This is a genomic window from Marinobacterium sp. MBR-111 (genome assembly GCF_040547585.1).
Taxonomy (GTDB): domain Bacteria; phylum Pseudomonadota; class Gammaproteobacteria; order Pseudomonadales; family Balneatricaceae; genus Marinobacterium; species Marinobacterium iners.
The window spans coordinates 1-19,403 of the sequence record NZ_JBEPQA010000021.1 but is presented as its reverse complement, the minus strand read 5'-3'; the positions used below and the strand labels follow the sequence as shown (position 1 = coordinate 19,403).

Annotated in this window: 16 protein-coding genes; 15 read left to right on the top strand and 1 reads right to left on the bottom strand. The window is 56.5% G+C overall.

The genetic code is table 11. The features are described from left to right. The first annotated feature begins 40 nt into the window (after window positions 1–40). Window positions 41–1,996, top strand: coding sequence for an acetate--CoA ligase (gene acs, locus ABIE61_RS13940; protein ID WP_354410504.1), 1,956 nt, complete (start codon window positions 41–43; stop codon window positions 1,994–1,996). A 218-nt stretch (window positions 1,997–2,214) separates the two neighbouring features. Next, on the top strand, window positions 2,215–2,877 hold the full coding sequence (locus tag ABIE61_RS13935) for a response regulator (protein WP_354410501.1): 663 nt from the start codon (window positions 2,215–2,217) through the stop codon (window positions 2,875–2,877). A gap of 48 nt (window positions 2,878–2,925) precedes the next feature. Here ABIE61_RS13935 and ABIE61_RS13930 read toward each other — a convergent pair whose 3' ends face one another. After that, on the bottom strand, window positions 2,926–6,879 hold the full coding sequence (locus ABIE61_RS13930) for a hybrid sensor histidine kinase/response regulator (RefSeq protein ID WP_354410499.1): 3,954 nt from the start codon (window positions 6,877–6,879) through the stop codon (window positions 2,926–2,928). 292 nt (window positions 6,880–7,171) lie between these two features. Here ABIE61_RS13930 and ABIE61_RS13925 point away from each other — a divergent pair, with 292 nt between their 5' ends. The 13 genes from ABIE61_RS13925 to ABIE61_RS13865 form a co-directional block, all read left to right on the top strand. After that, window positions 7,172–7,432, top strand: coding sequence for a DUF4212 domain-containing protein (locus ABIE61_RS13925; RefSeq protein ID WP_091822464.1), 261 nt, complete (start codon window positions 7,172–7,174; stop codon window positions 7,430–7,432). Window positions 7,433–7,438: 6 nt separating this feature from the next. Next, complete coding sequence (locus ABIE61_RS13920) at window positions 7,439–9,208, top strand: sodium:solute symporter family protein (protein WP_206839093.1); 1,770 nt, start codon at window positions 7,439–7,441, stop codon at window positions 9,206–9,208. Window positions 9,209–9,307: 99 nt separating this feature from the next. After that, the gene (locus ABIE61_RS13915; RefSeq protein WP_354410495.1) at window positions 9,308–9,820 is read left to right on the top strand and encodes a hypothetical protein; all 513 of its coding nucleotides are present in this window, start codon (window positions 9,308–9,310) and stop codon (window positions 9,818–9,820) included. A gap of 122 nt (window positions 9,821–9,942) precedes the next feature. Further along, window positions 9,943–10,203 (top strand): sodium/substrate symporter small subunit, encoded by a 261-nt coding sequence (locus ABIE61_RS13910; RefSeq protein WP_354410493.1) that lies wholly within the window; start codon window positions 9,943–9,945, stop codon window positions 10,201–10,203. Window positions 10,204–10,206: 3 nt separating this feature from the next. Continuing rightward, the gene (locus tag ABIE61_RS13905; protein ID WP_354410492.1) at window positions 10,207–12,039 is read left to right on the top strand and encodes a DUF294 nucleotidyltransferase-like domain-containing protein; all 1,833 of its coding nucleotides are present in this window, start codon (window positions 10,207–10,209) and stop codon (window positions 12,037–12,039) included. Window positions 12,040–12,044: 5 nt separating this feature from the next. After that, window positions 12,045–12,674: a 3'-5' exonuclease gene (locus tag ABIE61_RS13900; RefSeq protein WP_091822451.1), complete on the top strand. Its 630-nt coding sequence runs from the start codon at window positions 12,045–12,047 to the stop codon at window positions 12,672–12,674. 195 nt (window positions 12,675–12,869) lie between these two features. After that, on the top strand, window positions 12,870–13,235 hold the full coding sequence (gene fliE, locus ABIE61_RS13895; protein ID WP_091822449.1) for a flagellar hook-basal body complex protein FliE: 366 nt from the start codon (window positions 12,870–12,872) through the stop codon (window positions 13,233–13,235). Window positions 13,236–13,265: 30 nt separating this feature from the next. Beyond that, the gene (gene fliF, locus ABIE61_RS13890; RefSeq protein ID WP_206839099.1) at window positions 13,266–14,945 is read left to right on the top strand and encodes a flagellar basal-body MS-ring/collar protein FliF; all 1,680 of its coding nucleotides are present in this window, start codon (window positions 13,266–13,268) and stop codon (window positions 14,943–14,945) included. Beyond that, on the top strand, window positions 14,935–15,939 hold the full coding sequence (gene fliG / locus ABIE61_RS13885; RefSeq protein ID WP_091822444.1) for a flagellar motor switch protein FliG: 1,005 nt from the start codon (window positions 14,935–14,937) through the stop codon (window positions 15,937–15,939). The genes fliF and fliG overlap by 11 nt, the downstream gene beginning before the upstream one ends. Then, window positions 15,939–16,688, top strand: coding sequence for a flagellar assembly protein FliH (locus ABIE61_RS13880; RefSeq protein WP_354410488.1), 750 nt, complete (start codon window positions 15,939–15,941; stop codon window positions 16,686–16,688). Before fliG ends, ABIE61_RS13880 begins: the two co-directional genes overlap by 1 nt. A 15-nt stretch (window positions 16,689–16,703) precedes the next feature. Continuing rightward, window positions 16,704–18,083 (top strand): flagellar protein export ATPase FliI, encoded by a 1,380-nt coding sequence (gene fliI, locus ABIE61_RS13875; protein ID WP_354410486.1) that lies wholly within the window; start codon window positions 16,704–16,706, stop codon window positions 18,081–18,083. A 13-nt stretch (window positions 18,084–18,096) separates the two neighbouring features. Continuing rightward, window positions 18,097–18,543 carry a flagellar export protein FliJ gene (fliJ, locus tag ABIE61_RS13870; RefSeq protein WP_354410483.1) on the top strand — a complete coding sequence of 149 codons (447 nt, stop codon included), beginning with the start codon at window positions 18,097–18,099 and terminating at the stop codon, window positions 18,541–18,543. 52 nt (window positions 18,544–18,595) lie between these two features. Next, the coding region (locus ABIE61_RS13865; protein WP_502915059.1) for a hypothetical protein at window positions 18,596–19,403 on the top strand (808 nt) is incomplete at its 3' end.

Here is a 19,403-nt window from a genome sequence, read left to right as displayed (position 1 = left end):
TCCACGTTATAAAAACAAAACGCAAGCTAAGGGCATCACGATGAGTGAACAGAACGTATATCCGGTCGATCCGGCTTTTGCTGCCAAGGCGCATGCCGATGACGACAAATATCAGGCGATGTATGAGCAGTCGATCAACGACCCGGAAGCCTTCTGGGGCGAGCAGGGCAAGCGCCTGGACTGGTTCAAGCCATACACCAAGGTTAAAAACACCACGTTTGATCCGCACACTGTCGATATCAAATGGTACGAAGACGGCGAACTGAACGCCTCCTACAACTGCCTTGACCGCCACCTGGAAACCCGTGGCGATCAGGTCGCGATCATCTGGGAAGGCGACGACCCGAGCGAAGACGAAAAGATTACCTACCGTGACCTGCACGCACGCGTGTGTCGCTTTGCCAACGCGCTGAAAGCCAAGGGCGTTCAGAAGGGCGACGTGGTCACTCTCTACATGCCGATGATCCCGGAAGCCGCCGTTGCCATGCTTGCCTGTGCTCGCGTGGGTGCGGTGCACTCCATCGTGTTCGGTGGCTTCTCGCCGGAAGCACTGGCAGCCCGTATTGAAGGCGCCAAGTCGAAGGTGGTGATCACCTCCAACTACTCGCTGCGCGGTGGCAAGGTCGTGCCGCTGAAAGAAAATGTCGACAAGGCACTGGATCATCATGAAGCCGGCAACCTGATCGAGACCGTTTTTGTCGTCAAACGTGTCGATAAGGATGTGGCCTGGAACGACAGTCGCGATGTCTGGTACGAAGGCGCTGTTGCTGAACAGTCCGACGACTGCCCGGCCGAGCCGATGAACGCCGAAGCACCGCTGTTCATCCTGTACACCTCCGGTTCTACCGGTGCGCCCAAGGGTCTCAAACACACTACTGGCGGTTACATGGTGTACGCTGCCATGACTCATCAGTACGTATTCGATTATCACGAAGGTGATGTGTACTGGTGTACTGCTGACGTGGGCTGGGTGACCGGTCACAGCTACATCGTTTACGGCCCGCTGGCCAACGGCGCCACCACACTGATGTTTGAAGGTGTGCCGAGCTACCCGGACAACAGCCGTTTCGGCCGCGTGATCGAGAAACACAAGGTTAATCAGTTCTACACCGCTCCGACCGCCATCCGTGCACTGATGCAGCAGGGTGAAGATGTACTGGGCGACTCTGACCTGTCCAGTCTCAAGCTGCTGGGCTCTGTGGGCGAGCCGATCAACCCTGAAGCCTGGACCTGGTATCACCGCATCTTTGGTAAGGGTAAGTGCCCAATCGTAGATACCTGGTGGCAGACTGAAACCGGCGGCATCATGATTGTTCCGCTGCCGGGTGCAACGGCCACCAAGCCTGGTTCAGCCACGCGTCCGTTCTTCGGCGTACAGCCGGAGCTTCTGGATGGTGAAGGCAAGGAGATCGAGGGTGCCGGTGAAGGCAACCTGGTGATCAAGGATTCCTGGCCGGGCCAGAGTCGCTCCATCTGGGGCGACCATGAGCGCTTCATTCAGACCTACTTCAGCACCTTCAAGGGTGTGTATACCACAGGTGACGGTGCCCGCCGTGATGAAGACGGCTACTACTGGATCACCGGTCGTGTGGATGACGTCATCAACGTATCCGGTCACCGTATGGGTACCGCCGAAGTCGAGTCCGCACTGGTAGCTCACCCGGCTGTTGCCGAGGCCGCTGTTGTCGGTTATCCGCATGATCTTAAGGGGCAGGGCATCTATGTGTATGTCACCCTGCAGAGCGGCTTCGATGCCAGCGATGAGCTGATGAAAGAGCTGCGTAACTGGGTTCGTTCCGAGATCGGCCCAATCGCGTCGCCGGACCTGATCCAGTTCGCACCGGGCATGCCTAAGACCCGCTCAGGCAAGATCATGCGCCGTATTCTGCGCAAGATCGCCGAGGACGATTTCGGAGCGCTGGGTGACACCTCCACCCTGGCTGACCCGACTGTGGTGGATGATCTGATTGAGCACCGCATGAACCGTAAGGGCTGATCAACGCCCGGCAGGGTAACAGCCATTGAAACGCCCGCCGCTCACCCGGCGGGCGTTTTTGTTTGGGGATTGGCGACAAACTCGCAGCTTGGTGCAGCACTGTCGACAATGAGGTGGTATTATTGCCCCCAAGTAAAGGCCCCCTATTTGACTGATTGGCACAACATTCGACAACTTCGGCTACTCTTAAGCGGGCCAAGGAACGAGGGAGACGATGCATGCAACTGGCACAAAAGATCATTATTGCTGACGACCATCCGCTATTTCGCGCAGCGCTGCGACAAGCGGTGACTCAGGCGGTACCCGGTGTCGAGATTGTCGAAGCCGACAGTCTGGCGGCGGTGCAGGAGAAGGTCGAACAACACGGCGATGCTGATCTGGTGCTGCTGGATATCCACATGCCGGGTACGCATGGCTTTTCCGGGCTGGTGTTCCTGCGTGGCCAGCACCCTGGCGTGCCGGTGGTCGTGGTATCCGGTAGCGAACAGCCGCATGTTATGAAGCGTGCCATCGATTACGGTGCGTCCGGATTTATCCCCAAGTCCGCACCATTGGAAACCATTTCCGAGGCGATTACCGCCGTACTGGAGGGTGAAGAGTGGTTGCCACAGGAGCTGACCGAGAACATGGGCGATGTGAGCGAAGAGGACCAGCAGTTTGCGGCGGCGCTTGCCTCCCTGACACCGCAGCAGTTCCGCGTTCTGACCATGTTGACCGAAGGGCTCTTGAACAAGCAGATCGCCTACGAACTGAGTGTGTCGGAAGCGACCATCAAGGCCCACGTGACTGCCATTCTACGCAAGCTTGGTGTGCATAGCCGTACTCAAGCGGTTATTGCGGCCCAGCGTTTGGGCGTTGAGCCGCCCAAAACCGAAGTCTGATTCCACTTTTTCCCGGGCGCCATACTGGCCCGGGTCATGCCTCTTTTTTCAGTCCTTTTCCGCCCTCAGGGTAGCAATGATCTTGTTGATCATCGCACGCAGTGCCGCCGGCTTGATTGGCTTGGTCAGCAGCTGTGCCTGAGCCGTGTCGATCTCGTCGCGCACTTCGTCAGTGCGATCCGCGGTGATCACAATGGCAGGCGAGAAGTATTCTGCATTGGCAGGCTGGCCCTCAAGTACGGCCAGCTGACGCAGCGCCATGACACCGGTCTCGGTCTCGCCCAAGTGGTAGTCCGCCAGCACGATATCCGGTACCCAGCTGCGTTCCAGTGTGACCGCAACCGCTTCATCGCCCGAGAGAGCGGTCACCACATCACAGGACCAGCCCTGCAGCAGTGCACTCATTCCTTCCAGAATCTTGGGCTCGTTGTCGATCACCAGTACCTTGATGCCGTTGAGTCCCTTGCTGCGTATCCAGCCACGCTGCTCGGGCTTGGGTTTCTGTGCCAGTGAGGCATCCCCCAGTGGCAGGGTGATGCTGAATACTGTGCCCTGACCCGGCCAGGAGCGAACCTTGAGCTGGTGCCCCAACATGCGGGCGATACGGTCGGTAATTGCAAGCCCCAGTCCCAGCCCCTTCACCTGACTGTGTTTGGGGTTGTCGATCCGCTTGAACTCCTCAAACACTTCGCGCAGTTTGTTCTCGGGAATACCAACACCACTATCCCAAACTTCAAGTCGCAGCTGCTGGCCCTCGCGTCGTGCCCCCATCAGCACCTTGCCGCTGGCGGTGTAGCGCATGGCGTTGGACAGAAAATTCTGCATGATGCGGCGAAGAAGAGTCTGGTCGGAATACACTATCTGATGGCAATTGACGCTGTGGAACGCAAGGCCTTTCTCCTTTGCCAGCACACTGAACTCGGTATTCAGAGTCTGGAACAGGTACTCCAGTGAGAAGTGGGTCAGTGTCGGTTCCAGTGCACCGGCATCCAGCTTGGATATATCCAGAATGGCGGTGATCAGTTCTTCCGCCGCCTTGAGTGAGCCGTCAAGATTTTCCACCAGCTGGCTGGTCTCGCGGCTGTGACTTTGCTGCGCCAGGGCAGAGCTGAACAGGCGCGCGGCATTGAGCGGTTGCAGCAGGTCATGGCTGGCGGCGGCCAGGAAGCGGGTCTTGCCCAGGTTGGCGGCTTCTGCATCGGACTTGGCCTGGCGCAGTTCATCTTCCATCAGGGCGCGGATGGTGTTCTCCTTGCGCAGTTCCTTGTTGACGACTGACAGTGCATGGGTACGCTCACGCACACGCTGTTCCAGATTCTCGTTGGTCTCCTGCAGCGCCTGCTCTGCCTTGCGCCGCTCGGTGATGTCCTGATACAGCGTGAAGTAGCCTAGAACATCACCGTATTCACCAATATGCGGGATGTAGGTCACCTCAGCAAAGCGGATGCTGTCGCCCTGTGTGGGCAGGCGGGTTTCAAAGCGCTGTCGCTCACCACGCAGGGCGGCGTCAATATAGTGACGCCGGTTGATGTACTCCTCTTCCGGCAGGGCCTGAAGGCAATGTACGCCGGCAATATTGTGCCGATCGAGGCCGAAGGCATCCGCATAGGCCTTGTTTATAAACAGAAAGCGGCATTCCGGGTCGAGATAGGCGATCAATACCGGCACGTTGTCGGTGTAGATGCGGATATTCTGCTCGCTCTCGCGCAGTGCCTCCTCGATCCGCTTGTGCTCGGTGATGTCCATGTAGGTGTTGACGTAACCGCCATTGGGCATCGGGTTACCACGGACTTCCAGCACCGTGCCATCGGGACGATAGCGCTCGTAGCTGTGAGGGGCTCCGGAGCGGATCGAATCCAGTCGCATTCTGACCTGGTGCTCAACATCTCCCAGCCCGTATTCGCCCTTGATGGCGTTATAACGGAACACCTCTTCAATCGGGCGGCCGACACAGATCAGCCCTTCCGGGTAGCTGAACATCTCCACGTAGGGGCGGTTCCAGGCGACCAGTCGCATCTGCTGGTCCACTACGCTGATACCGAGGCTGATGTTCTCGATGGTGGACTGCAGCAGCGAGCGGTTGAAGCGCAGAGCCTGCGAGGCTTCATCCACAATGGTGACAACATCGCCGATCTCCATCTCGCGACCGCGCAGGGTTGAATCCATGACGATACGGGCCGATGATGCACCGATGGCACCCGACAGCAGGCGCTCAGTATGCTGGATCAGTTCGGGCGTCGCCTTTTCGGCTGCCATTGGCGGCCCTTCCCCCCGGCCCTGCCCAAAACTGCTGAACGCTTGGCGGGTGCGGCTCATGCCCAGAAAACGCTCGCTCAACATCTGCAAATCGCCAACGGTCACTTGCCCGAAATGGCGTGATGGGTCGGCAATGCCCTTGGCAGAGGTGTTCACGAAGGCGCTGGCCTGAATCCGGTCAACCAGGCGGATGCTGGTGAAGCGTGAGACCAGCACAAACAGCAGGATGTTGACGCCCAGGCTCCAGATCACACCGTGCGTCAATGGGTCGAGTCCATTCAGGCCAAGCAGGGCGGTTGGGTTGAGTAAACCGTTGCTGTCACTGACCTGAGGCAGCCATTCAACCGGAATCAATCGGGCCGAGTTGAGGGTCGGCAGCACCAGAGTGTAGACCCAAAGCAGAAAGCCGGCGCTGAGCCCTGCCAGCACACCGTAGCGGTTGCCGCTGCGCCAGTAGATGCCGCCGATGATGGCTGGCAGGAACTGGATCGCTGCCACGAATGCCAGCAGGCCGAAGGAGGCCAGCGGCCCCTGTTCGCCCAGGATGCGGTAGTAGAAGTAGCCCATCAGTAACAGGCAGATGATGGTGATGCGCCGCACACGCAGCAGCAGGGCGCCCAGATCACGGGATTGTGACAGGCGCAGCCATGAGATGCGGAACAGCAGCGGCATTACGATATCGTTACATACCATGGTAGCCAGCGTGATGCTGGCCACGATCACCATGCTGGTGGCCGCCGACAGTCCACCAATAAAGGCGAAGGTGGCCAGGTAGCCCGAGCCCTCTGCAAGTGGCAGCATCAGTACATAGGTGTCGGCATCAACATTACTGCCGTTGAAAAAGATCATGCCACCGGTGGCGATCGGCAGCACAAACAGGCCCAGTATCAACAGATAGAGCGGGAACAGCCAACGGGCGGTGTACAGGTTGCGACGTCGGGTGTTTTCCACAATGCTGACATGAAATTGACGCGGCAGGCAGATGGCTGCCGCGCAGGCCAGAACCACCTCGGTGAGAAAACCGGTGGTAAGCGGGTTGCTGAAATTCTGGTTGTCGCGCAGCTGTGTCTGCACCTGCCAGGCCAGGTCCTGAAAACCGTCAAAAATGCCGAAGATCACGAACAGCCCGACCGCGACAAACGCGGCAAGTTTGACCAGTGATTCAAACGCCACCGCCAGCACCAGTCCTTCGTGGTGTTCAGTTGCGTCGATGTGCCGGGTGCCGAACAGAATGGCAAACACCGCCATCAACAGTGCAACAAACAGGGCGGTGTCACTGCCCTTGCTCATGGCTTCGGTAGCTCCCGGCGCCAGTGCGTTGTAACTGATCGCTACCGCCTTCAACTGCAGGGCGATATAGGGAATGGTCCCCATGACCGCGATCAGCGTCACCAGTACCGCGAGACTTTGGCTTTTGCCATAGCGTGAAGAGATGAAGTCGGCGATGGTGGTGATGTTTTGCTGCTTGCTGACGGTGAACACCTTTTCGATGACACGCATTGCCAGCAGAAATACCAGAATTGGCCCCAGGTAGGTGGCGACGAATTCCCAACCGGTAGAAACGGCGCGGCCAACCGCCCCGTAAAAGGTCCAACTGGAGCAGTAGACGGCGAGGGAGAGCGAGTAAATGACCGGGTTGCTGGCCCACTGTTTGCCGGCACTGCTTTTGTCACCAAAGTAGGCGATGGCAAACAGCAGGCCCAGATAGGCCAGTGAAATCAGGATGATGGTCCAGCCGGATAGCATGTCGAATCTCGCTTGCAAGTGGATCAGGCGGCTAGTGTAGCGCCTAAGTCTTGTGTCGGCACCGTTACGGACATCAGAGCGGACCAAAGGCCTGTGACCATTGTATTACATGCCACGGATCATGTTTTTTGAATGTTTTTGTAACATGCTGATTCTTCGATGTTATTTTTTTTCGGGTACGGCAGGGAATACAGTGTTCTACTAAAGTCGGGGCTTTTATTCCGTGCGTTCTTTCTGCAAGATCACTCTGGAATTACTCTCGGCTCCAATAACAAGAAAACGGAGAAACAACATGGCAGATGATAAATCCAAAGCTGCTCAATACTGGTCGACGAACCTTCGTCTGATCCTGGGAAGTCTGGTCGTGTGGGCCCTTGTGTCCTATGGCTGCGGCATCCTGTTCCGTGGCATGCTGTCCGGCATTCCGGTCGGTGGCGCTGACCTCGGCTTCTGGTTTGCCCAGCAGGGCTCCATCCTTACCTTTATCGGCATCATCTTCCACTACGCCTGGAGAATGAACAAGCTCGATAAAGAGATGGGTCTGGAGGAGTAAGCCAGTATGAGTCAGTTTGCAATTAACTTGATCTTCGTAGGTGCATCCTTTGCACTCTACTTCGGCATCGCCATCTGGGCCCGTGCCGGTTCTACCAAAGAGTTCTACGTTGCAGGCGGGGGTGTTCACCCGGTTGCCAACGGTATGGCGACCGCTGCTGACTGGATGTCAGCTGCCTCCTTTATCTCCATGGCGGGTCTGCTGTCTGCAGGTTATGTCAACTCCTCCTTCCTGATGGGGTGGACTGGTGGTTATGTACTGCTGGCGATGCTGCTGGCCCCGTACCTGCGCAAATTCGGCAAGTTCACCGTACCTGACTTCATTGGCGATCGCTTCTACAGTCGTGGTGCGCGCCTGGTGGCGGTAATCTGCCTGATCGTGGCGTCGGTTACCTACGTAATCGGTCAGATGACCGGTGCCGGTGTTGCCTTCTCTCGCTTCCTGGAAGTGAGCAGCACAGCCGGTATCTGGATTGCGGCGGCGGTTGTATTCTTCTACGCCGTATTCGGTGGCATGAAGGGTATCACCTACACCCAGGTGGCTCAGTACGTGGTACTGATCATCGCCTACACCATTCCGGCCGTGTTCATCTCCCTGCAGTTGACCGGCAACCCTATTCCGATGTTCGGTATGTTCGGTGACCATGTCGAGTCCGGCATGCCGCTGCTGACCAAGCTGGACGAAGTGGTTCGTGAACTGGGCTTCCGTGATTACACCGCTGATGTGGACAACAAGCTGAACATGGTTCTGTTCACGCTGTCTCTGATGATCGGTACTGCAGGTCTACCGCACGTTATCATCCGCTTCTTCACTGTACCGAAGGTGGCTGATGCACGCTGGTCTGCTGGCTGGGCACTGATCTTCATCGCGCTGCTGTACCTGACGGCTCCGGCGGTTGCTTCCATGGCGCGTCTGAACCTGATCAACACCGTTTACCCGAGTGGCCCGACTGAACCGGCCATCGAGTACGCAGAGCGTCCTGACTGGGTGAAAACCTGGGAAGAAACCGGTCTGATCAAGTTTGAAGACAAGAACAGTGACGGTCGCATCCAGTTCTACAATGCCAAAGCGGGCGATGACTTTGCACCCGTTGAGCAGGCGCGTGGCTGGAACGGTAACGAGCTGACCGTAAACAATGACATCCTGGTACTGGCAAACCCTGAAATTGCACAGCTGCCGGGTTGGGTTATCGGTCTGATTGCGGCCGGTGGTATTGCAGCGGCACTGTCGACTGCAGCAGGCTTGCTGCTGGCGATCTCCTCTGCCGTATCGCACGACCTGATCAAAACCATGATCAACCCGAATATCACCGATAAGGGTGAATTGATGGCTGCCCGTATCTCCATGGCTGTAGCGATTCTGGTAGCAACCTATCTGGGTCTGAACCCGCCAGGGTTTGCGGCGCAGACGGTAGCACTGGCGTTCGGTATCGCAGCTGCGTCCATCTTCCCTGCCCTGATGATGGGTATCTTCTCCAAGCGGGTGAATAACAAGGGTGCAGTTGCCGGTATGCTGGCTGGTCTGCTGAGTACTCTGGTGTACATCTTCACCTTCCTGGGCTGGTTCTTCATCCCGGAAACCAACACTCTGGCCAACACTCCGGATAACTGGATTCTGGGCATCTCTCCGCTGTCCTTCGGTGCGGTGGGTGCGATGATCAACTTCGTGGTTGCCTTCGCTGTGTCTCACATGACTGAAGAGCCGCCGGTTGAGATTCAGGAACTGGTAGAAAGCGTGCGTTACCCGAAAGGTGCTGGCGCTGCGGTTGACCACTGAGCATAATACTGCCTGAGTACAGACAGCAGATGTCTGACAAGGGTTGATCCAAATCGGGCTTCCAACTGGAAGCCCGACTTTTTTCAGGAAGTGAGAAGTATGATCTGGAATCTGGTTGCAACAGCGTTTGCCGGTCTCGGTGCCGCGGGGGTAGCGCTCATCCTGCGTATGCTGAGCCGAAAAAAACTCCCCAAGTGGATCATTCCTGCTTTTGCAGGTGCTGGTATGCTGGCCTACCAGATCTATATTGAATACAGCGCACTGGATCTGATCAAGTCCAGGTTGCCTGAAGGTACTGCTGTGATCGAAACCGAAACGGACAGTATGGTGTGGCGCCCGTGGACCTATCTGGTTCCTCTGGAAACCGCCTTTACTGCACTGGATGTAACCAATGCCGACAGCCGAACTCTTGAAACGGGTGAACAGGTGGTCAGGTTTGTGTTGTATCGGTTCGAGAAGCACCATGTAACTCAGGCGCATCCTCAGGGGTATCTGCTCAACTGTGATAACCGTGAAGTGGTTAAGCTGGATGAGGAGGGGCGGCCGATGGCTTCGCCTGCAGAGCAGATTGCCAGAGGAAAGCAGGTATATGAGATGCTGTGTCAGCCCTGACTGGCCTTGGCACAACGAACCGCTCCGACTAAAGTCGGGGCATATTTAGCCACCTGTGTTTGTTAGATTCAGTGGATAAGCCCACAGGCTTTCACCGGATATAACAACAACAGAGTGGTGTCATGTATTCAGGTAAAGAAGGCGCCAAGGCAAGTTGGCGCGAGAACCTCAGAATTAGTCTTACCGGTCTGGTTATCTGTCTTGCTGCTTTGTGTGGATGTGGCACGGTCTTTATCGATGAGCAGCATCAAGCCCGCCTTTCAAACACCCCACCTGACTTCTGGTTTTCTCAGGAAGGCCCTGCTTTTCTCATGATCGTGCTTATGTGGGCTTATGTGTTCTGCATGAGTCGGCCCCGCCTTTGTCTCGAGCTGCAGGAGTAGAAAATGCCCAACTCGTTCAAGATCGATAACATCCCTTTCAGCCTGCTGAATGAGGAGGAGCAAACGCTGCTGCGTGCCAACCTGGATATCGCCTATTTCCAGAAAGGCGAAACCGTCATCCAGGCAGGTGAGGTGCCAGACGGCCTGCATGTGGTGCTGAAAGGCCGAGTCAGCGAGAGTGAAGCGGTTGCCGAGGATGGCGAAAAAAGAACTCAGCATGTGTTCGTACACTATGAGAACGAAGACTACTTCGGCGGCTGGTCGGCACTGAGAGGCAAGGCGATCCATAATTTCGTGGCGGAAGAGGAAACCATTTGTCATATCCTGCCGACACGAACACTGCTGGACTTGATGGCGACCAATGCCCAGTTTGCCGATTACTTCCAGCAGAACCTGGCGGTAAAGCGTGAGATTGTCGCTCAGCATGGCAGTAATCAGGACATGGCTGAGTTCATGCTGGCCAAAATCACCGATGCCACTGTTCGTGAGCCGTTGGTGGTAGAGCAAGGGACCAGCATTCGTGCTGCAACCGAACTGATGCGAAGCCATAAAGCGGACTGTGTACTGGCACGCAAGGGTGGTCGTTATGGCATGGTAACCGGGACTGATCTGCTGGACGCAGTCGTGCTGAAGCAGCTGCCACTGGAAACGGATGTGTCCGATATCGCCAGTTATCGATTGATCGCCATTGACCATGAGGACTACCTGTTTAACGCGCTTGTGATGATGACTCAGCAGCAGATTGAGCGTGTAGTCGTGATGGATGGTCAGGAGATGGTGGGTATTGTCGAGCTGACCGATGTGCTCAGCTACTTCTCCAGCCATTCCCATGTGATTGGCTTGCGCATCGAACGTGCAGCCAGCATCGACCAGTTGCGTGAAGCCGCACAGGGCCTGAATGAGCTGATCAAGGCGTTGATCTCTACCGGCGTCAAGATTCGTTTTACTATGGATCTGCTGGCGGCCATGAACGGGCGCATTATTGCCAAGCTGTTCGATCTAATCGTCCCTGCGGACATGCAGCCGCACGTCTGCTTGATCGTGATGGGGTCGGAGGGGCGTGCCGAGCAGATCATGAAAACCGATCAGGATAACGCGCTTATATTTCGTGACAATCTGGCCTGGCCTGAAATGCAGCAATGCATGCAGCAGTTCAGCGAGACTCTGATTTCATTCGGCTTTCCGCCTTGTCCAGGTAACATCATGGTGTCCAATCCCGAGTGGGTCAATTCCGTGGGTGACTGGACCCAGAAGCTCAGTGATTGGGCCGACACCTGTGAAGGCAGTGCGCAGATGAACCTGGCCATTGCGGTTGATGCCAAGCCGGTAGCGGGTAACGAGGCGCTGTTCAAGGTGGCGCGTAACTGGTTCCTGCGTCACCTGCGGAACAATGATGTGTTTTTCTCGCATTTTGCCCGTGCCGCGATTGGGTTTGATACGCCACTTACCTTCTTTGGCAACCTCAAGGACAAGGGGCAGCTGGATATCAAGAAAGGCGGGATTTTCCCCATTGTGCATGGTGTCCGTACCATCGCGCTTGAGCAGCGCATCCTCAAGACCAATACTTTCCAGCGCATTGAGGCGCTGATGGAAAGTGGCCAGATGCAGGAACAGCATGGCCGTGATCTATCGGAAGCGCTGGCGCTGTTTATTCAGCTGCGTCTGCGGCAGCAAATCCGCCGTGCTGAAGAAAGTCCTGATGGAGCCGATCCAACCCCGAACATGATCGACCTGCAGCAGCTGAACAAGCTTGAGCGGGAACTGCTGCGTGATGCTTTGCATGTGGTGAAAGGGTTCAAAAAGCACCTGACAATGCGTTACCACCTGGGAGGCTGATGTAGATGATCATTCCGCGCTCAATACGGCGTCTGAAAGAGAAACGTGAGCACAGGGAAGGGCCTTGGGCACATCTGTTCGAAGCCTACAAGGGTGACGAAGTCGTGTCACTTGACTGTGAGACCACCAGTCTTGACGTGAAAAAGGCCGAAATACTGTCGATCGGAGCTGTGCGTATCAAAGGGCGTAAAGTGATTACCAGTGAGCGTCTCGACCTGAAATTGAAGCCTCCGGCCAGCCTCAGCGGTGATTCCATCAAAATCCACAAGATCAGAGCCAGCGATCTGGCGGATGGCATCGAGCTGGACGAGGCTCTGGAAAAGGTGCTCGAATTCGTCGGCAATCGTCCCATTCTCGGTTACTACGTCAATTTTGATATTCGCATGCTGGACAAGTTTATCCGCCCCAAGTACGGTTTCGGCCTGCCCAACAAGGCTGTTGAGCTTTCCCACGTCTATCACGACATCATCAAGTGGAAGCATGTGGGGGGTAATATCGACCTGCGCTTTGACACCATTGCAGGCAAACTGGATATCCCCATCCTTGAGCGGCACACAGCTTTGGGAGATGCCATCACGGTAGCGCTGATGTATGTGCGGCTGCGCTACGGTGAATCGCCAGAAGGACGATACTAGGGCATGCATTAACGTCAGGTTCCCCGGCGGGCTATATGGCCCGCTTTTTGCATTATAGCGTTAAGCAGTAACAGCATGACCCTTGTCAGGCTCAATTGGCGTCAGGATATTGTCAACTCTGGCGTGATTGCATCTTGAAGCGGGAGGGTTAGTCTCTATAATGTCAAAATATTGCCGTCCGGGAGGAAGCTCTGCATGATTGAACGAGCTGATATCAACAGCCTTCTGTCACAGATGCGCGCGATCAAGTCAGAGGTGCAGCAGGGGCCGCGTCCGGTCGAAATGCTGGATCTTAGGGCCGAAGGTATTGGTGCGCCGGGGATCAGCAAGACCGAAAGCAACAGTTTTGCGACGCTGCTCAAAGGGGCTGTGGATAAGGTCAATGAACACCAGTCGGAAGCATCACGGCTGCGTGAAGCGTATGAGCGGGGCGATCCTGGCGTGGATCTGCCGCAGGTCATGATTCAGGCTCAGAAGTCTTCGGTCTCGTTTCAGGCTATGACTCAGGTGCGTAATCGTTTGGTAACGGCGTATGAAGATGTCATGAAGATGCCGATTTAATGTTTTCAGGTTTTACACGGTCAGGGCTGAATGGATAACACACCGGCACAACTTAACAGCAAGGGCAGTTTGATGACCGGCTTTAACAGCCTGGGAATCCTGCGCCAGCTGGGTCTGATGGTGGGGCTGGCTGCCAGCATCGCCATCGGCTTTGCCGTTGTGCTCTGGTCACAGAAGCCGGATTATCGGGTGCTGTTTTCCAATCTCAACTTTTCCGATGCCAATGAAGTGATTGAACAGTTACGGCTGTATAACATGCCGTACAAGTTTGACGCTGACGGCCGGGCAATTCTTGTGCCGCAGGAGCATGTGCATCAAGCGCGGCTAAAACTGGCCGCTGAAGGTTTTACCGCTGACAAGACGGTAGGCTTTGAGCTGCTGGAACAGGAACAGGGACTGGGGACCAGTCAGTTCATGGAGAATGCTCGCTTCCGCCGTGGGCTGGAAGGCGAGTTGGCGCGTACCATCAGCAGCCTGCTTGCGGTACGTTCTGCCCGTGTTCATCTCGCGTTGCCGAAAGAGTCTGTTTTTGTACGTGATCAGCGCAAGCCGCGTGCCTCTGTATTTATCGAAATGTTTTCCGGGCGCACGCTGGAGCGGGATCAGGTGGCCGCGATCGCCAATCTGGTGGCGTCCAGTATTCCTGAGCTGGCGGTGGATGATGTCACGGTAGTTGATCAGAAAGGGCGTCTGCTCAACACACGCAGCCAGGACCAGGATGTGGTGCTGGCGGCAAAACAGCTCGAGTACACCCGCAGCATTGAAGAGACCCTGCTTAACCGGGTCAACAGTATCCTCCAACCGGTTGTTGGGTTGGGCAACTTCCGGGCTGAAGTGTCGACCGATATCGATTTTACCGAAGTTGAACAGGCAGACGAGATATACAATCCGGATCTGCCGGCGTTGCGCAGCGAGCAGACACTGGAAGAAAACCGCGCCAGTGGTGATCTCGCTCAGGGGGTTCCGGGGGCGCTCTCCAACCAGCCGCCCGGACCCAACTCAGTTCCTGAGGAGATGGATGCCAATGCTGCCGCACGTGGTGGCGCCGCACGCTCGGGTTCAAGCCGTGAGCAGGCCGTGCGCAACTACGAGCTGGACCGTACCCTCAGTTATACACGACATCAATCCGGCGTGGTGAAACGCCTGAGTGTTGCGGTTGTGGTGGATGATCTTCAGACTATCAACCCCGAGTCCGGTGAAACCGTGCGTACGCCATGGACCGAGGCTGAACTCGAGCGGCTGCAGGTACTGGTACGCAATGCCGTGGGCTTCTCGGCACTGCGCGGAGACAGCGTCACAGTGGTCAACTCACCCTTCGTGCCCCCTGAGCAATTTGAAGTTGAAGAGTCTTCCTTTTGGCAGGAGGACTGGTTTTGGGATCTGATGAAGCAGCTGATGGCGGGGCTGTTTGTGTTGCTGCTGATTTTGGGTGTATTGCGCCCGATTCTGCGCAGCCTGGCGGATGCAGGTAAGGGACGTGAAGTGGCAACGCTGGGACCGGCCGGTGAAATATCGGCAGATCTTGAAGGGTTGGATGGCGCCGGAGTGGCAGATGACAAGGTGACACTCGGTAGCTCCGATCGTGGTGTCATGCCGACACCCAATGAAAGCTTTGACTATCAGCTCAATGCGATCAGGAGCATGGTCGCAGAGGATCCGGAGAAAGTGGCGCAGGCAGTTCGGCAGTGGGTGATCGATCATGAGCGATGATAGTGATCTCACGGACATCCAGAAAGCGGCCATTCTGCTGATCAGCCTGGGCGAGTCAGATGCAGCCGAGATTCTTAAGCACTTGGGCCCCAAGGAAGTGCAGCGTATCGGCGAGGCGATGACCCAGCTGGATAATGTGCCCCAATCGCGGGTCGAGTCGGTCGTTGCCGATTTCATGCATGTCGTCAGTGACCAGACCGGCATCGGCATCAATAACGATCGCTATATCCGTGCCATGCTGAATCAGGCATTGGGTGAAGAAAAAGCCAAGACATTGATCGACCGTATCCTTTTCAGCACCAATACTTCTGGGCTGGATACCCTGCGCTGGATGGATCCGCGTCAGGTTGCCGAAGTGCTGCGCTATGAGCATCCCCAGATTCAGGCGGTGGTGGTTGCCTACCTCGATCCGGACCAGGCAGCAGTCGTGTTGACTTACTTCGATGAAAAGGTGCGGTTGGACATCCTCATGCGCATCGCGGCGTTGGATCGTATTCAGCCGCAGGCCCTGCAGGAACTGAACGACATGTTTGAAACCCAGTTTGCCGGCAGCAAGGCCAGTCAGTCGCGCACTCTGGGCGGCGTGCGTTCAGCTGCGAATATCATGAACTACATCGAGACCAGTCTTGAAGCTGAACTGCTGGAAGGCATTAAAGAGAATGATGAAGGGCTGGCAAGTGAAATTTCGGATCTCATGTTCGTGTTCGAGAATCTGATCGATGTCGACGATCGCGGCATTCAGGTGATTCTGCGCGAAATTTCCACTGACAGTCTGGTGCTGGCGCTCAAGGGGGCCGATACTGCCCTGCAGGAAAAGATTTTCAAGAACATGTCCAAGCGTGCCTCCGAGCTGTTGCGTGATGACCTTGAGGCCAAGGGCCCGGTGCGTGTGTCTGAAGTTGAGGATGCTCAGAAGGAGATTCTCAACGTAGCGCGTCGTTTGGCCGATGAGGGTGAAATCATGCTGGGTGGCTCCGGCGAAGAGATGATCTGATGAAACAGGATGCTCCTGTCCGTATTCGTGCCGCTGATGTGGCCAGCCTCGAACGTTGGCTGCCGCCCGATGTTGGCGTGGAAGCGCCGGTTGTTCAGGCGCTGGCCCGTAAGCCGAAGGCTCCGCTTGAAGATGTCGATGTCTCCGTGGTTGAAGAGGAGATATTTGCCGAAAAATTGACGCTGTCACAGTGGGAAGAAATCTGTGAGGAGGCGCGACGGGAAGGTCATGCCGAAGGGTTGAGCGAAGGCCGTGAACAGGGGCAAAAGGAAGGCTATGAGCAGGGGCTTGCTCAGGGGCTGGAAGCGGGTCAGGCCGAGATTAAGGCTAGGCTGGAGAGGCTTGACGCCTTGCTTGAGCAGTTGCAACAACCGATCGAACAGCAGCGTGAAGAACTTGAATCGACCATTGTGAAACTGGTGGTGGCTCTGTCGGAGGCGGCGGTCAAGGCTGAGCTGAGTCAACGAGTTGAACTGCTTGCTCGCAGCGTCCATGAGGCGCTGGATCAGCTGCCAAGAGCCAGTGGCGAAATCCTGGTACGGGTTAATCCTGACCAGCTTGCAGCCCTGGAGCCACTGCTGGATGACAGTAGGCTCCAGCTCAAATCAGACGAAGGTCTTGCAGCAGGCAGCTGTATCGTTGAAAGTGGCAGTTGTCGCGTAGACTATCGCACTGAAGAACGTTTTGCACAGGTGGCCGAGCAGCTGCTGGCGCGCCTTATCAGTACACCTGACGCCAACTCCAACTGATCACCGGAGCCCGCCTTGCCGGACCTGAATCACCGTCTTGAACGTTATCTGCAGGTTGATTATGAACCGCCTCGTCCCGGGGTTGAGGGGCAGGTGACGCGGTTGATAGGCCTTACTCTGGAAGCCGTTGGGCTGAAAGTGGCGCTGGGCGACTATTGTATGGTGGATCTGCAGGGCGATGGCAGTGTCGAGGCTGAAGTAGTTGGCTTTGCCGGTGATCGTATCTACCTCATGCCACTGGATAGTGTGGACGGACTGGCCCCCGGTGCTGCGGTTCGTCCGCGTGTAGGGGCCAGTCTGGTGCCGGTGGGATTCGGTCTTCTCGGCCGAGTGATTGACGGTATTGGCCGTCCGCTGGACGGAAAGGGACCACTCAAGCCCGACGACATGGTGACGCTGGCCGGCGAAAGCATCAACCCGTTGCATCGACACCCAATTGAACAGACTCTTGATGTTGGTATACGGGCCATCAATGGCCTGCTGACGGTGGGCCGAGGTCAGCGTCTGGGTTTGTTCGCCGGCAGCGGGGTGGGCAAGTCGGTGCTGCTCGGCATGATGACCCGCTTTACCGAAGCAGAAATTACCGTGGTGGGTCTGATCGGTGAGCGTGGTCGTGAGGTGCGTGAATTCATTGATCACAGTCTGGGCGCCGAAGGCATGGCGCGCTCAGTGGTGGTCGCCTCGCCGGCGGATGACTCGCCGCTGATGCGTCTGCGTGCGGCCCAGCTTACCACCCGTATTGCCGAGTATTTTCGTGCTCAGGGCTGCAACGTACTGCTGCTGATGGATTCCTTGACGCGCTATGCTCAGGCTCAGCGAGAGATTGCGCTGGCTGTGGGTGAGCCCCCCGCCACCAAGGGATATCCTCCGTCGGTCTTTGCCAAGCTGCCCAAGTTGGTAGAGCGTGCGGGCAACGGTGAAACAGGAGGGGGCTCCATTACCGCCTTCTACACCGTATTGACCGAGGGTGATGACCAGCAGGATCCGGTGGCTGACTCGGCGCGCGCCATACTGGATGGGCACTTTGTGCTGTCTCGTACGCTGGCGGAACAGGGGCATTATCCCGCGCTGGATATTGAGGCTTCGATCAGCCGTGCCATGCCACAGATCGTGGACAGCAGTCAGTTGAATCTGGCGTTGCAGTTCAAGCGCCTGTACTCGCGTTATCAGCAGAACGCGGACCTGATCTCGGTCGGGGCCTATGCGCGTGGCAGTGATCCTGAAACCGACCGTGCGGTTGACATGCTGCCCGCCATCCGTGCCTACCTGCAGCAGGGAATGGATGAGCCGATGCCGATGCAGCGCAGTGTACAGGAGCTGGCGATGGTCATGTCACCGCCGCCACAGCCCAAGAACCAGCCCGGCCAGCCGCAAATGCTGCGGCGCACCCCATAGGAGGCAGTGACGCATGGCAGCCAAACGATCGGATCGATTACAGGTAGTGCTTTCGGTTGCCGAGCGCAAGCGCAAGGAAGCTGACCGCTTTCTGGCGGATGCCCAGAAGCGGGTGAGTCAGGGGGAAGCCGGTATCGCCCAGCTACAAACCTATCTGCGTGAATATCAGCAGCAGTTTACGACCAGTGGCCAGCAGGGTCTGAGTATCGGTGCATTGCATACTCAGCAGGCGTTCATGCATAAGATCAATACGACCATCTCCGAGCAGGAGCATGCGCTGAAACAGGCGCGAGAACAGCTGCAACAGGTGCGTGCTTACTGGCAGCAGGTTTATGCTCGCCAGAAAGGGATTGAGCGGCTGATTCGAAAGGCGCGTGAGGATGAGCAACAGGAGCAGGAGCGCAAGCTGCAACGGGATATTGATGAGCGCTCGCAACATGGTCGTCCTCGCTTTATCTGAATTTGGCATTTAAATTGCTTGTTCCCTGTAATCTTGTATGCAGGAACCTCTCATGGCAATCACACAACCATCTCCTTCATCCCCTCTGTTACTGGGTCTGGGCGGCATTGGACAATCGCTGAATCCAACCGCTGGCGGGGCGGTTGCTCCGGTTAGCCCGATGAAGGGGGGCGGTTTTCATTTTCATTTCAACGGTTCGCTACAGGCCTATCAGGAGGCAAGGGTTGAGGCCGAAGCTGGCACAGTCTTGCCACCGACGGGCGAGCAATTGCCGGATACGTCGGTCATCGAGTCGGAACAGCCAAGTGGTGTTGTTGACCCTGAGCTGGAACAAGACGGTCGATTGCTTGAAACTGCTTCTGAAGACGCTGAACAGCAGTCAGTAGAAAAGCAGCAGGCACAAGCTGTGCAGGCTCAGGCAGCATATACTCAGGCCGAAACAGCTGATAAAACTGCACAAACCATAGCAAGCGTTGATAATGCTGATGCACGACAACAGGCTGAAGCGGCCATGAAAGCTGAGTCTGAGCAACAAAGCGATCAATTTCGTCAGTCTGAAGCAGCGCGCGGTGAGCGCAATGGCGAGCAACTGACGCAGGAACAGAAAGCAGCGGAGCGGTCTGCGCAGACACAGTTCAGGGATCAACAGATCGCCGCCGAGGCTGCTCGCCAGCAGCAAGCCGGCCAGCAGAACCGTGAGCAACAGGTACAGCAACAGGTAACACAAACTCAGCAGCAGGAGGCCCAAGGCCAGAATGTAGAGCCGACATCGCAGCCAGTGAGTCAAGGACAGCGTGTAGAACCGACACCACAGACATCGCAGCCAGTGAGTCAAGGACAGCGTGTAGAACCGACACCAC